Annotated in this window: 11 protein-coding genes; 3 read left to right on the top strand and 8 right to left on the bottom strand. The window is 51.9% G+C overall.

The annotated features are described in order from the left end of the window. Positions 1–59: 59 nt before the first annotated feature. Both cytR and priA read right to left on the bottom strand, forming a co-directional pair. The gene (gene cytR, locus J4685_RS17225) at positions 60–1,085 is read right to left on the bottom strand and encodes a DNA-binding transcriptional regulator CytR (RefSeq protein ID WP_000841334.1); all 1,026 of its coding nucleotides are present in this window, start codon (positions 1,083–1,085) and stop codon (positions 60–62) included. 154 nt (positions 1,086–1,239) lie between these two features. Further along, positions 1,240–3,438, bottom strand: a complete 2,199-nt coding sequence (gene priA / locus J4685_RS17220; protein WP_000109390.1) for a primosomal protein N' — start codon at positions 3,436–3,438, stop codon at positions 1,240–1,242. Between the two features lie 203 nt (positions 3,439–3,641). Here priA and rpmE point away from each other — a divergent pair, with 203 nt between their 5' ends. After that, entirely contained in the window at positions 3,642–3,854 is a 213-nt protein-coding gene (gene rpmE, locus J4685_RS17215) for a 50S ribosomal protein L31 (protein ID WP_000715284.1), read from the top strand. Positions 3,855–3,898: 44 nt separating this feature from the next. Here the strand turns inward: rpmE and J4685_RS17210 are convergent, their stop codons facing one another. The 3 genes from J4685_RS17210 to metJ form a co-directional block, all read right to left on the bottom strand. Then, positions 3,899–4,561 carry a TIGR02117 family protein gene (locus tag J4685_RS17210; protein ID WP_000792805.1) on the bottom strand — a complete coding sequence of 221 codons (663 nt, stop codon included), beginning with the start codon at positions 4,559–4,561 and terminating at the stop codon, positions 3,899–3,901. Positions 4,562–4,761: 200 nt separating this feature from the next. After that, on the bottom strand, positions 4,762–6,552 hold the full coding sequence (locus J4685_RS17205; RefSeq protein WP_000899648.1) for an aryl-sulfate sulfotransferase: 1,791 nt from the start codon (positions 6,550–6,552) through the stop codon (positions 4,762–4,764). A gap of 455 nt (positions 6,553–7,007) precedes the next feature. After that, positions 7,008–7,325 carry a met regulon transcriptional regulator MetJ gene (gene metJ / locus J4685_RS17200; RefSeq protein WP_000852811.1) on the bottom strand — a complete coding sequence of 106 codons (318 nt, stop codon included), beginning with the start codon at positions 7,323–7,325 and terminating at the stop codon, positions 7,008–7,010. A gap of 264 nt (positions 7,326–7,589) precedes the next feature. On the opposite strand from metJ, the gene metB reads away from it, so the two are divergent. Together metB and J4685_RS17190 are read left to right on the top strand one after the other, a co-directional pair. Beyond that, positions 7,590–8,750, top strand: a complete 1,161-nt coding sequence (gene metB / locus J4685_RS17195) for a cystathionine gamma-synthase (RefSeq protein WP_000197206.1) — start codon at positions 7,590–7,592, stop codon at positions 8,748–8,750. 2 nt (positions 8,751–8,752) lie between these two features. Continuing rightward, positions 8,753–11,185: a bifunctional aspartate kinase/homoserine dehydrogenase II gene (locus J4685_RS17190; RefSeq protein ID WP_000110815.1), complete on the top strand. Its 2,433-nt coding sequence runs from the start codon at positions 8,753–8,755 to the stop codon at positions 11,183–11,185. A 115-nt stretch (positions 11,186–11,300) separates the two neighbouring features. On the opposite strand, the gene mscS is transcribed toward J4685_RS17190, so the two are convergent. The 3 genes from mscS to J4685_RS17175 form a co-directional block, all read right to left on the bottom strand. After that, a complete protein-coding gene (gene mscS, locus J4685_RS17185) occupies positions 11,301–12,158 on the bottom strand; it encodes a small-conductance mechanosensitive channel MscS (RefSeq protein ID WP_000398251.1) in 858 nt (285 codons plus the stop codon). A gap of 2 nt (positions 12,159–12,160) precedes the next feature. Next, positions 12,161–13,159 (bottom strand): hypothetical protein, encoded by a 999-nt coding sequence (locus J4685_RS17180; RefSeq protein WP_000406831.1) that lies wholly within the window; start codon positions 13,157–13,159, stop codon positions 12,161–12,163. Positions 13,160–13,393: 234 nt separating this feature from the next. Then, positions 13,394–14,518, bottom strand: a complete 1,125-nt coding sequence (locus J4685_RS17175; protein ID WP_001134814.1) for a hypothetical protein — start codon at positions 14,516–14,518, stop codon at positions 13,394–13,396. Positions 14,519–14,637 lie beyond the last annotated feature (119 nt).

Below are 14,637 nucleotides of genomic sequence, written 5' to 3'. Positions count from 1 at the left end.
GTCATGTTACTGAAGCGGCGGGCCTTTGACCAGACAGGTGAGTCTTAAAGCTATTTACTTTAGGGTAAAGCGCGTGTAGAACCGCGAATAATCAGCTCGCAATCCATTAAACGCGAGCCGCTGCTCACATTTTGCCCCTGCATCTGATCGAGCAACAGCAGCATCGCCTCGCGACCAATGTCAAAACGCGGCTGCGCCACGGTTGTCAACGGAGGGTCGCAAAACTCGGCCAGCGCGATATTGTCAAAGCCGATAATCGACAGATCGTCAGGCACTTTCAGACCCTGGCGCTTGGCCCAGGAGAGGGCGCCCAGCGCCATTACGTCGCTATGACAAAAGACGGCGGTAGGCGGCAACGGTTGCTCAAGCAACTGCTTTAATGCGTTTGCCCCGGCTTCAAAGGTAAAGTCGCCACGGGCGATGTAATGCAGATCGACCACAATGCCACTGCGTCTTAATGCCTGTACGTAACCTTGTAAGCGATAGTGACAGAGCGGCATATCTTCCGGCCCCGCAATACAACCAATCCGCTTGTGGCCCAAATCCAACAGGTAGTTCATGGCATTGAACGCGGCGGTCAGGTTATCGATATGTACCGTCGGCAGTTCAAGCTCCGGCGCAAACTCATTCGACATCACCATCGGAGGCAAATTGCGCTGCTCCTCAACGCTGGCGTCAAAGGGCAGTCGGGAACTGAGAAGTACCATGCCGTCGATCTGTTTGGTGATGATGAGATTAAGAAAGGTTTTTTCTTTCTGGTTTTGATGGGCGCAATCGCCAATCAGCACCAGATACCCCTGTTCTGCCGCGGTCACTTCGATACCGCGGATAATTTCACTGAAGAAGGGATCGCAAATATCCGGGACAATCACCAGAATCGTACGGGATTCATTGCGTTTTACATTTCGCCCCATCGACTGCGGGAAATAACCCACTTCAAGCGCGGCCTGTTCAACCCGGCTACGGGTCGACTGGGAGACTTTATCGGGGTTCATTAACGCGCGGGATACGGTTGCCGTAGAGACTTTCGCCTTCAACGCAACATCCTTCATCGTAGCGGCAGTAACCTGCTTGTTCGATTTCACTCTTTCTCCTCGCCTGGGAACTGCTGGCGCAGATCTATCCCTGGTAACACTCATCGAAAACATTTTTATCAGATAGTGCGTGGAAGCGGTTACAGAATTTTCATAAAAAGTGTGATGGATCTTTAATTTTACGATCCGCCTCGCATCGTGAGGACTATCCTTCAATCGGATCGACGTCCAGAACCCATTTAACTTTCCGCGCTTCCGGGAGCGTATTGATCAACGCCAGCGTGCCGCTGATGATGTGTTGCAGGCGAATCCGTGAAGGATGCTGAAGTAAAATTTGCCAGCGATAGCGGCCGCCGCGTTTTGGCGCGAGGGCCGGAACCGGACCTAAGATCCACAGCTTATCGTCTGATAGCGGGCTGGCCTGAATCAGATTACGCAACTGCTGGAGAAAGACGGGCGCCTGCTGATTGTTGTGATCCTCTGCGCGAATAATGACATGGCTGGTCCACGGCGGAAGCTGGAGCGTTTGCCGTTCCGCCAGCGCCTGTTCCGCAAACGCATCATAGCCTTTATACAGTAACGTTTGCAGCAGGGGATGTTCAGGATGGTGCGTTTGGAGCACCACTTCGCCCTGTTTGCCCGCGCGCCCGGCGCGGCCGGAAACCTGAGTGTAGAGCTGGGCAAAGCGTTCCGCCGAACGAAAATCTGCGGAAAAAAGCGCGCCATCGACGTCCAGCAACGCCACCAGCGTGACGTCCGGAAAGTGATGGCCTTTCGCCAGCATTTGTGTGCCTATCAGAATGCGCGCTCCACCGCGGTGAACTTCCGCCAGATGCTGCTCCAGCGCGCCTTTACGACTGGTGGTATCACGGTCGATTCGTGAGATCGGCACGCCGGGGAAGAAGGGCGCCAGCACCTGCTCCAACTGTTCCGTCCCTAACCCAACCGGTAGCATATGTGTGGAGCCGCAGGAGGGGCACTGACGCGGTACCGGACGTTGGCTGTCGCAGTGATGACAGCGTAAATGATGCTGCGCCTGGTGCAGCGTGTAGTAGTGATCGCAACGCGGGCACTCCGCAATCCAGCCGCAGTCGTGGCAAAGCAGCGCGGGCGCGAATCCCCGGCGGTTAAGAAATAAAATTACCTGATTGTCGGCCTGGAGATGTTGGCGCATACGGGCGATAAGGGCGGGCGCCAGTCCCGCCTGAAGACGCTGGCCTTTTAAATCCAGCACATGCTGCAGGGCTGGGCGGGCGTTGCCTGCGCGCCGCGTCAGACGCAGCATCCGGTATTTTTTCTGCCGCACGTTGCATAGCGTTTCCAGGGCTGGGGTGGCGGAGCCGAGAATAATCGGGATCTGCTCGCTATGGGCGCGATACACAGCCAAATCGCGGGCATGGTAGCGCCACCCTTCCTGCTGTTTATAAGATCTGTCGTGCTCTTCGTCGATGACAATTACGCCAAGATTTTTAAACGGCGTAAACAGCGAGGAGCGCGTGCCGATGACAATCGCCGCTTCGCCGTTTTTCGCTTTCAGCCATGCCGAAAGACGCTCGCTGTCGTTTAGCCCGGAATGCAGCACTTCCACCGGCGCGTTAAAACGTTCGCGAAAACGGGCGATCGTTTGCGGCGTCAGGCCGATTTCCGGCACCATCACCAGCGCCTGTTTGCCCTGGGCGAGGACGTTTTCCAGCACGCTCAGATACACTTCGGTCTTGCCGGAACCGGTTACGCCTGCCAGCAACCAGGCGGAGAAACCGTCCGACGCGCTGTGAATTGCGCCGACTGCTGTCGCCTGTTCGGTATTTAGCCGCAGGCGCTCTCCTGCGACGGCATAATGCTCCCGCCAGTCGGTAAACGCGGGCGTTTCACTGGCAAGCTCACAAAGCCCCTTACGCCGCAGCGTTTGCAGCGTGGCGTCAGTAAAATCAAGCTCGGCTACCTGATAGCGCCAGATCTTTCCTTGCCGCAGCGCCGCCAGCGCCTGTTGTTGTTTGGCGGAGCGTTTCAAGCTGTTGATGTCGACGGCTTGCCCCTCTTCGGTGGCGAACCAATACCATAGGGGCGCGTTGCTGGCTGGTTTTCCCTGACGCAGTAAAACCGGCAGAGCGTGAAACAGAACGTCGCCGAGGGGATGGTGGTAGTAATCCGCCGCCCAGAGGAGTAAGCGCCAGATGGAGGGAGAAAAGATTGGCTCGTTATCCAGGATTTCAATGACCGATTTTAATTCATCAAGCGGCAATTCGCTGTGGTCGCTAACCGAGACGACAATGCCCACGCGCTCTTGCTGCTTGCCGAACGGCACGCGCACGCGGCACCCGGCTTTGGCGACCCCGCCTTCCGGCAGCAGGTAATCAAAGGTTCGGGGAAGCGGAACGGGCAAGGCAACGTGCGCGACGGACATAGTATCTTCCTGACTTGAAATTTCGTCGGGTAGTATACACATTACGATAAGGGAGCGCGGATCAGTTTGCATACGGTGGTCAAATTCTGTATGATTCGCCGCCTTTGGTGCGTGTTGTGAGCATCAAACCCTTTACTATTAACTTCGCGTGGTGTCTGGCGTTAGGGCTGGAAGAGCGACGCGGCCTTACACTGAGGTTCCCCATGAAAAAAGGTATTCACCCGAATTACGTAGAAATTACTGCAACCTGTTCTTGCGGTAATGTTATCAAAACCCACTCTACCGTGGGTCACGACCTGAACCTGGACGTGTGCGGCAAATGCCACCCGTTCTTCACTGGTAAGCAGCGTGTTGTTGATACCGGTGGTCGTGTTGAGCGCTTCAACAAGCGCTTCAGCATCCCTGGCAGCAAATAAGTTACCGCCAGAAAAAAAGCGCCGCAGGGCGCTTTTTTTGTTTTCTAGGGATAACAGTATTTGTTCAGACACATTCTGTGATCCGTAATCGCTTTCATTACGCTTCCTGCCGTGAGTTTTAACGAAGGATTTATAGTTAGTCCCGCGCTTTCCAGCCCCTTCGCTGTCCATTTATTGCAGGTATTGAGTATGCCGTAGCGGCCATTCGCGGCGTAAAACTGGCTATCGCCGTAAATTCCTTGTTTTAACGGAATCAGATTACCCTCTTCGTCACGCGCAAAGCTGCGGCCCAGATAACGCATCAGACTGTTACGCTGGTTTGTGTGCAGGAGCAGTGATTTTATCTCGCTACCGGCGAAATAGCGTTCTGGTTTACCGGAAAAGGCGACGATGTGCATAACCGCGCCGGATGACCAGAACATGGCCTGGAGCGTAAGCGCGGTGGTTATTTCTTGTGACTGATAAAAGCCCTTATCGCCCCAGCCGATTTCATACCACTGCGCCTCCTGAACGAACCGTTTTTTAAGCTGTGGCAGAACGGTATTAACATCATGGGCCGGCGCAATAATTCCCGTGTGCCAGCCATGACTGACGATATAGATTTCCGTCGGGTAGGGCTGTCCGCCTGTCGTAGGTTTTACGGCTTGTGGAAAGGTTGTGCAGCCATATAGCAATAAACTTAACCAGGCGATAAAGAGATTTTTCATGACATATCACCAGCAAAGGCGCGGTATGTTGTGGCGTTTGTCTAATGACGCTGCGCTTATCGGGTCGGTGCCGGATTGGTAATTCATTGATATTTTTGCATTCCTCTCCGAGGGCAATAAGGCGAATGTCATAACTACAATACGTTTTAACCATTCAGGCGGAAGTTGGCTTCCGCCTGTTTTACTTTTACTCTCACGCTTTATTTTTTAAACATCTGCTCTGGATCGATAATCAGCGCCCGATAACCCAGCATACCAGCACGGTTACTGTGTACTTTTAGCTCCAGCATCACATCCTGAGTACCGTCTTTGACTTCATCCAGAACGGAAACGATTGGATTTGTACCGCTCATTCCCGCTGTGGCCGAGTACATGAACATCGTTTTGGTTTCCGGGCGATATTCCGTGACGGAAGTAATGGCGCTGTACCAGTCAAAACCGCGCTCTTTACCATATTCCCACATTTGGGAAACCGTCATATTTTTTTCGTCAATCTGATATTCCACGCCGCGGGAATATTTCATTGACGGCATGGCCGGTTGTTCCATGCCGCGCGCATCGCCGTTATCAAAGGCGGTCACGACGGTGTTACCTCCGGTGCTTTTGGATGGCACTAACCAACCGGTATGTTGTGTCCATGTCCAGTCAAATCCACCGTCGCAGTGGTGCGCTTCGCAGGTTAGCGGTTTACCGTTGCTGTCTACGGGTTTCAGCACTTTTTTCGCCAGTTCGCCTTTCCAGCCGGATGGATCGGAAAGTATCCATTTCACTTTTTTATCGCGACCAATTTTGATGATGGCAGACTGGTGGCGCGAGCTAATGATAATGCTGTCGTCGCGAGGATCGTAGCTGACGGAGTTAACATGCGCCCAGTTGCGGCCCGGGCCGGAACCCGCGATATCGCCGAAGGGTTGTTTTGCAAGCTGCTCTTTGGTCATGACCTGACCGGAATGTTCGGCATCGACGCTCAAACATACCGCTCCCTGATCCATCGCCAGAATAACGTCGTCACGATAGGGGTCGAGGATTTTTGGCAGATCCCAGTAATCGACGGTATCGCCGTTCTGGTCAACTTCAAGAATATGATCACGCACAGTATTGATGGTGTATTTACCATTTAATGGATAATTTTCTTTTGCGACACGCAGCAGGTAGGTGCCTTTCGGCGTTTCGGTAATGGCGTGCGAAAAATCAATAAATCCTTTTGGCAGTCGTTTATCAGAAATAACGCGGCCTAAGAAATCATATTTAAAGTAACGTTGACCCTGGCCAAAAATAAGATTGCCATCGTTAACCTGATGGAAGCTCATCATGGAACCAAAGCGCGTTATATCATCCTGGTTACGGAATTTATCAATATTCATATAGCCGCGAACATCGCCATTCGTATCGCTAATCCAGTTGATACCGGTATAATCCCAGTTCGCCGCGCCGCCTGCGACATGCATAATGTGGCCGGCTCTTGGCATCCCCGTTATATGGTTAAAAAGATATAAGCGATTTTTAAGCGAGCTATCGACTTTAACCGGTTCTACCGTAGGAAGAACGGCAGTTTGCCCGGTAGTAGAGGGTAATGATACCGGTGCGGCGTAAATGGACCACGTATAAGTTTGTTTTTTACCTTCTTCAGTCCAGTCAACTTTAACTTTATTGACATAATCTGGATACAAGCCAAATACAGGTATGCCGTCATGGGTATTTATAGCCTGCGGGCCGACATCATAACTGATCGGGATACCTTTTTCCCCTTTCCCTAAAACGGTAACCTTCACGTTCTGTACATTATGATTGGCTTTATTAATGATTGCTGTTAATGGGAAAACGCCGCCGTAGGGGGCGACATCGACCATACCTAATGGCCCCTCATGGACTGGAATGACATCTGCTGATGCGACCATTGGCCTGTTTGGGTCTAAAACACCTGAGGTCAAAACGCTGCCGCTCAAACACAGGCAGCATAATACAGGTAAGACTTTCCTTGTAAATAACATATTTATTTCCCCATTCGATATTATCGATAAAATGAATGTATATTAACCTTCTTATTTATCGGAGATGAAAAAACATTTAAAAAAGTAAAACAATCCGCGGAGGGGAATAATGATGTTGGTCACAAATATGAGGTGTCCATGGTCTTTTTAACAATACTCATCGTTATACTATTTGTTCAGTAAATATATGGCGGTGTATTATTATTCATGTACGCTTTGCTACGTGAAACTTTAAATAAAGATTGGAAGTTTAAATATAATAAAATTATATCGATTATGGCATGCCGGGAATTTTTTCAGGAAAATAACGAAGAGAAACTTATCATGTCTGACAAATTTATCCACCGAAGGCTATTCGGGAAGATGAACGTTTAGAACAATGTCGGAGATAGCCGTGTACAGGGGAAATCGTTAAAAAAGCGCGGCCAGAGGCGTTCTGACCGCATGCTTTGTTATCAGTATTCCCACGTTTCCGGGTCAATCCCCATCTCACGCATGATCTCTTTTGCCGCTTCCGGGATTTCATCGCTGCGCTCTTTTCGCAGATCGGCATCATCCGGCAAGGGTTGCCCGGTAAAGGCGTGCAGAAATGCTTCACACAACAGCTCGCTGTTGGTGGCGTGGCGCAGGTTGTTCACCTGACGACGCGTACGTTCATCGGTGAGGATTTTTAACACCTTCAGAGGAATGGAAACCGTAATTTTTTTGACTTGCTCACTCTTCTTACCGTGCTCAGCGTATGGGCTGATATATTCGCCGCTCCATTCAGCCATGAGATACTTAATCCTCTTCGTCATTAATATTGAGGTCTGAACCTGAGCCCGGACCATAATCGCGCGTAGTTTACCGTAGTGGCGCGGCCCTGACACGAAGTTAGCGGTCGCAGATGTGCGCTAATGCATATAATTTTAACGGCTATTTGCGGTTTGCTCAATCTATACGCAAAGAAGTTTAGATGTCCAGATGTATTGACGTCTATTGTGGTAGTGGTTAATCTGTGGCCTGACTTTCACCGACTCAGCCAGGAATATCTTCATATGACGCGTAAACAGGCCACTATCGCAGTGCGTAGCGGATTAAACGACGACGAGCAATACGGCTGCGTTGTGCCGCCAATCCACCTCTCCAGTACCTATAACTTTACCGGTTTCAATGAGCCGCGCGCGCATGATTATTCCCGCCGCGGTAATCCCACGCGTGATGTGGTTCAGCGCGCATTAGCGGAACTGGAAGGCGGCGCGGGCGCGGTATTGACGAATACCGGCATGTCGGCGATTCATCTGGTCACCACCGTTTTCCTCAAGCCGGGCGATCTGCTGGTCGCGCCGCATGATTGCTACGGCGGCAGTTATCGTCTGTTTGACAGTCTGGCGACACGCGGCTGTTATTGTGTGCGGTTTGTCGATCAGGGCGATGAACGCGCCTTACAGGCGGCGCTGGAAGAAAAACCGAAGCTGGTACTGGTAGAAAGTCCAAGTAATCCATTGTTACGCGTGGTGGATATTGCGAAAATCTGTCGGCTGGCGCGCGAGGCGGGCGCAGTGAGCGTCGTTGATAACACGTTTTTAAGCCCGGCGCTGCAAAATCCGCTGGCGTTGGGTGCCGATCTGGTGTTGCATTCATGCACGAAATATCTCAACGGTCATTCGGATGTCGTGGCCGGCGTGGTGATTGCGAAAGATCCGGAAGTGGTCACTGAACTGGCGTGGTGGGCGAATAATATTGGCGTGACCGGCGGGGCGTTTGATAGCTATCTGCTGCTGCGCGGTTTGCGAACTCTGGTGCCGCGTATGGAGCTGGCGCAGCGCAACGCGCAGGCGATTGTGAAATATCTGCAAACCCAGCCGTTGGTGAAAAAACTGTATCACCCGTCGCTGCCGGAAAATCAGGGGCATGAAATTGCCGCGCGCCAGCAAAAAGGCTTTGGCGCAATGTTGAGTTTTGAACTGGATGGGGATGAGGAGACGCTGCGTCGTTTTCTGGGCGGGCTGTCGCTGTTTACGCTGGCGGAATCTTTAGGGGGAGTGGAAAGTTTGATCTCTCACGCCGCCACCATGACGCATGCCGGTATGTCGCCGCAGGCGCGTGCCGCCGCCGGGATCTCCGAAACGCTACTGCGTATCTCCACCGGTATTGAAGATGGCGAAGATTTAATTGCCGACCTGGGAAATGGCTTCCGGGCTGCAAACAAGGGGTAAACATGAGTGTGATTGCGCAGGCAGGGGCGAAAGGTCGTCAACTGCATAAATTTGGCGGCAGTAGTCTGGCGGATGTGAAGTGTTACCTGCGTGTCGCAGGCATTATGGCGGAGTATTCGCAGCCTGACGATATGATGGTAGTGTCCGCCGCAGGCAGTACCACCAACCAGTTGATTAGCTGGCTCAAGTTAAGCCAGACCGATCGCCTTTCTGCGCATCAGGTATTACAGACGTTACGCCGCTACCAGTGCGATCTGATTAGCGGGCTGCTTCCCGCCGACGCGGCAGATGACTTAACCAGCGCTTTTATCAGCGATCTGGAACGTCTTGCCGCCTTGCTCGACGGCGGCGTAACGGATGCCGTCTATGCTGAGATCGTCGGACACGGCGAAATTTGGTCGGCGAGATTGATGTCCGCCGTCCTGAATCAGCAGGGTCTGGATGCCGCCTGGCTGGACGCGCGCGCATTTTTACGCGCCGAACGCGCCGCACAGCCGCAGGTTGATGAAGGGCTATCTTATCCTTTATTGCAACAGCTACTGGCGCAGCATCCTGGCAAACGTCTGGTCGTGACCGGCTTTATCAGCCGCAATCACGACGGCGAAACGGTCCTGTTAGGCCGGAACGGTTCCGACTATTCCGCCACGCAAATCGGCGCGCTGGCGGGCGTTTCCCGCGTGACCATCTGGAGCGATGTCGCGGGCGTTTATAGTGCCGACCCGCGCAAAGTGAAAGATGCCTGCCTGCTGCCGTTGCTGCGTCTGGACGAAGCCAGCGAGCTGGCGCGTCTGGCGGCGCCTGTTCTGCACGCCCGTACGCTACAGCCAGTGTCCGGCAGCGATATCGATTTGCAGTTGCGCTGTAGCTACACGCCGGATCAAGGGTCAACCCGAATTGAACGGGTGCTGGCTTCCGGGACGGGCGCGCGTATCGTGACCAGTCACGACGATATCTGTCTGATTGAGTTTCAGGTGCCCGCCAGCCAGGATTTCAGGCTGGCGCACAAAGAGCTCGACCAAATTTTAAAACGGGCGCAGGCGCGTCCGCTGGCGGTGGGCGTGCATCGCGATCGCCAGCTATTGCAGTTCTGCTATACCGCCGAGGTAGCGGATAGCGTACTGAAACTCCTCGACGATGTCGGGCTGCCGGGCGAATTGCGCCTGCGGCAGGGGCTGGCGCTGGTGGCGATGGTCGGTGCGGGCGTTACTCGCAATCCGCTACACTGCCATCGCTTCTGGCAGCAGCTTAAAGGTCAGCCAGTGGAATTTACCTGGCAGTCGGAGGAGGGCATCAGTCTGGTGGCGGTGCTGCGTACCGGCCCGACTGAGAGCCTGATTCAGGGGCTGCACCAGTCTGTTTTCCGCGCCGAAAAACGCATTGGCCTGATGCTGTTCGGTAAGGGGAACATCGGCTCCCGTTGGCTGGAACTATTTGCCCGTGAACAAAGCACGCTTTCCGCGCGTACTGGTTTTGAATTTGTGCTGGCGGGCGTGGTGGATAGCCGCCGTAGCCTGTTGAATTATGAAGGGCTGGACGCCAGCCGCGCGCTGGCATTCTTTGATGATGAAGCCGTTGAGCAGGACGAAGAGTCGCTATTCCTGTGGATGCGCACGCATCCGTATGATGATTTAGTGGTGCTGGATGTGACAGCAAGCGAGCAACTGGCCGATCAGTACCTTGATTTCGCCAGCCACGGTTTTCATGTGATTAGCGCCAATAAACTGGCGGGCGCAAGCGCCAGCGATAAGTATCGCCAGATTCATGACGCGTTTGAAAAAGCCGGGCGTTACTGGCTGTATAACGCCACCGTGGGCGCGGGGTTGCCGATCAACCACACGGTGCGGGATCTGATTGACAGCGGCGATACGATTCTCTCGATCAGCGGGATCTTCTCCGGGACGCTATCTTGGCTGTTCCTGCAATTTGACGGTACGGTGCCGTTTACCGATCTGGTGGATCAGGCCTGGCAGCAGGGGCTGACCGAACCCGATCCGCGCGTCGATCTTTCCGGAAAAGATGTCATGCGTAAGCTGGTGATTCTGGCGCGCGAGGCGGGATACGACATCGAGCCGGATCAGGTGCGTGTAGAATCGTTGGTACCGGCGCACTGTGAAGAAGGGTCTATCGATCACTTTTTCGAAAACGGCGACGCGCTGAATGAACAGATGGTGCAGCGTCTGGAGGCAGCCCGCGAACTGGAGCTGGTGTTGCGTTACGTGGCGCGTTTCGACGCCAATGGCAAAGCGCGCGTCGGCGTTGAAGCGGTGCGTCCGGAGCATCCGCTGGCGGCGCTGCTGCCGTGCGATAATGTCTTTGCTATTGAAAGCCGCTGGTATCGCGATAACCCGCTGGTGATCCGTGGGCCGGGCGCGGGTCGCGATGTGACCGCCGGGGCGATTCAGTCGGATATCAACCGCCTGGCGCAGTTGCTGTAATAAAGGCAAGTTCGTGAGCGAAGCGCCAGGTTGCGCTTCGCTCCCTCATCAATACGTTATGCAGTCATTCTGTAGATACTGATATACGAAGCGCTATCCGATTGCTGACGAAACATTATGGCGTGATGCTTTTTACATTCTCAACCCGGACATCCATCCGGGGGTAAGGAATATTGATGCCGTTTTCATCCATTGCTTCCTTGATATTTTCCAGAAGATCGTAGTAAGTACTCCAGTACTGAGCGTTGGGCACCCATACGCGAACATAGAAATTCAGGCTAGAGGGCGCAAGTTCGCCCAGGCGGACCGTAATATCGCGGGTTTTATCAATGCGATGATCTTGTTCAATAATACGATGTATCACGCTTTTTACGTCAGCAATACGGCTTTGGTAATCCACGCCAATAATCAGATCAATACGTCGATAGGGGTGTCGTGAATAGTTGATAATATTATCAGCAATAATTTTACCATTCGGGATGACAACTTCTTTGCTATCCGCAGTGAGCAGAGTGGTGGAGAAAATATGGACCTTTTCTACTGTGCCGATAACCAGGCCAATTTGTACAATTTCCCCGGCGCGGAAAGGACGCAGGGAGACAAGCAGTACGCCTGCGGCAAAGTTGGAAAGTGACCCTTGCAGCGCCAGGCCAATGGCTAAACCCGCCGCGCCGATAACGGCAATAATTGAGGAGGTTTCTATACCGACACGGCCAAGAGCGGCTACTGCCGTGAAAGCTATCGTGATGTAGCGAACCAGCGCGGAGAAAAAGTGGACAATAGTGGCATCCACTTGCCGCCTGAGAAGTAATTTTTCCAGACCTCTCGATAGTAAGCGAGCTATTAACTTACCGATGAAAAGTAGAATGATGGCGGCAACAACATTCCAGCCAAAATGAATTACCGAGTCACTGTGCTCGGCCATCCATTTGATCGCGCCTTTAATTTTTGGAAATAACTCAAAACCTTCCATGTTTATCCTCTGTCAGCAGTATCCGCGGTATTAGCAGTAATAAAACGGTTCATTTTTGCCTGGATAATCGCCGCGCCGACGGGTGGCAGCAGTAATGCCCAGAATAGTGTCCAGCCGGTTCGTATTCCGCCATCTTCGTTTTTATTCGCCAGCAGAGCGCGGATTTCGTCGCTAAGCGTCAGACACAATATGGCTGTGCCAAACGGCATAATGGCTGACAGCCATCCCGCGCCACATGCGGTCATGAGTCGGGGCGAAGGCGCCACAAATTGCATTTCCCGGTGAATTCTGAAGAACCAATAAATAATATAAAATGGAATGAAAAATGCCAATAATGCGACGACAAGGGGTTCTGCGCACTCAGGTCGCTGGGTTGATGAGAACCTTTTGGGCGGTGCAATATAGAAAAGTTCTTTTTTGAGCGGTAATAGTAGCAAAAGCGCGATAACCGCTAAAGTAATTACGATTATTCCTATATAAGGAATTGAGTATATAAATATAGACAGATAGCCAGCGATGATAAATTTGAACAGTAAGCAGAGGCTAAATAAAATAACAAATGTCTGAGCACTGCCGATAGCGCTGAAAAGCAGCATGGGGACTAACAGCGTTACGATCCCCATACCCAGATTAATTAAAAACTGCGCTATGATAAGCCTGACTACGTCAGACGGGCCATTTATGCAGAAGGAACAGACCACGCCAATGATTAACAGGAGCGCAACAAAGTAGAAGGGGTAACAATTTTTTATACGGCAGACAAACCAGCTGGCAACCATACCCAGGAGGTATCCCAGTTGGCCGCAAACGAGAATAACACTAATACGATCGGCTGGAATAGACAGTGATTTACTCCAAAAATAAACACCATACGACGATCCCAGCGAACTGATAAAAGAGAGCACCAAAAAGAAAAAAGTGATCCCCCAGAATCGATAGCTACTCAGGAGATCGGCGCAGGTCCATTTTTTATCTGACATTGACGGTAAAGTAATTTCCATATTTATCCCTTGTTTTCCATAGAAAATAAGAATGTATAGAACTATTTAAATTGATAATAAATATTGATTATGTGAATAACGTTTATAGCCGATTTTAACTTAAAACGAAGGGCCATTTTATCAAATAGTTCTATTCTTTTTCAGCGTATAAAAGCAGGATGTGAGGTGATTAAATCTATAGCGCCTTCTGAATGATAATCTGTGATTTTTTATGCGTGGCATTACATCATTGGGTTAAATGTGATTCCATTGTGAGTTATATTTTTCCGTCAGCAAATACAGAATTTGCGTGACGCGTTTGGCGGAATAGTGGGCGCTTTGCTGGAATTCAGGTTGTTGCCATAGCCAGGTAACAAAGCGGCGACTGGCCGCCAGATTAACGGCGACACCTTGTTCTAAGTGGGAACCGGTTAACGAACAGACCATTTTGCGGTTGTGACCTTGCCCCCAGAGTTGCCACTGATTTTGCCACCATCCCTGCCATGTTTTGCCTAACAGTTGCCACTCTGCGCGGCAATCGTCATCGTTTATCTCTTCCTCAACGAACCACAGCGAGGAGAGACGCTGGCGAAACCGCTCCGCCCATGCCGTAATGACCGCGCCGTGCAAAAAACACTCATGGGCAATGATGTGTGTCGTGACATCAGGAAAGCGGTTTTTCAGCACCCGAAAATGACCATGCGCCGTAATGACCGGGCGAAGTATTGTTCCTTGCGCGTTACGTTTAAGCGCCGCCGGGCCATACTGAATCTCATCGAACTGACTGCGCTGTAAAAATTGCCGTTCTTTAGTGGCGATACGGTGAATAATATCGCCATTCTCACCCTCGGGCGGCGCAATTCCTTTCCAGTGGTAATGCAAACTCTTTCCGGCAGAAAGTAACGTGAAATTGCTGGAAAGGTGAAGAATATTGCCGCGAACAGCGTCAAAACTGAATAAAAAGTACAATTGCTGGAAGGCATTCGCTCCCTGAAACGGTACGAGCAGCGGAATACTGCAAATCTGTTCCGGCGTTTCGGCGACATTCAGCGCGTGCTGTTTTGGCGTCCAGACCTTCTTACAGTACTGGCACTGAAGTCGCTGCGTTCCGCCGGGATTACGTCCATAGCGAATCCATGTTTTTTGATAGCAGTCGGGACAAAAGTGACCATGCTCTTTGGCATATTGCGCGATATAAGCAGACGCCCAGCGGCGAAATTCCCCCTCGTTGAAGAGCGGCGGATAACTGCCGCAGGCTCGACAATGCAATGCCGGATAACCCAGGCGATAGTCCGGCCACACATAATCCGGCGAGTCAGGCAGCCCAAGATTGCGACAACCAGCGCTTTTGCAGGCATTAATGGTGAACAGAGGCGGCATACATTTTACCAACGATTTTGGCAGGTCGTTGATTCTGCCTTCATAAAACGGTACGCGGGTGTGAGGACTCTCACATAAAAAAACCTTTCAGAACGTAACGTAGCGAATCTTTATATGAC

The organism is Salmonella sp. 32100201201700099SM (assembly GCF_017572645.1).
GTDB classification, from domain to species: domain Bacteria; phylum Pseudomonadota; class Gammaproteobacteria; order Enterobacterales; family Enterobacteriaceae; genus Salmonella; species Salmonella enterica.
Note: the sequence above shows the minus strand (reverse complement) of the source record. Positions and strands in the feature narration are given on the sequence as shown.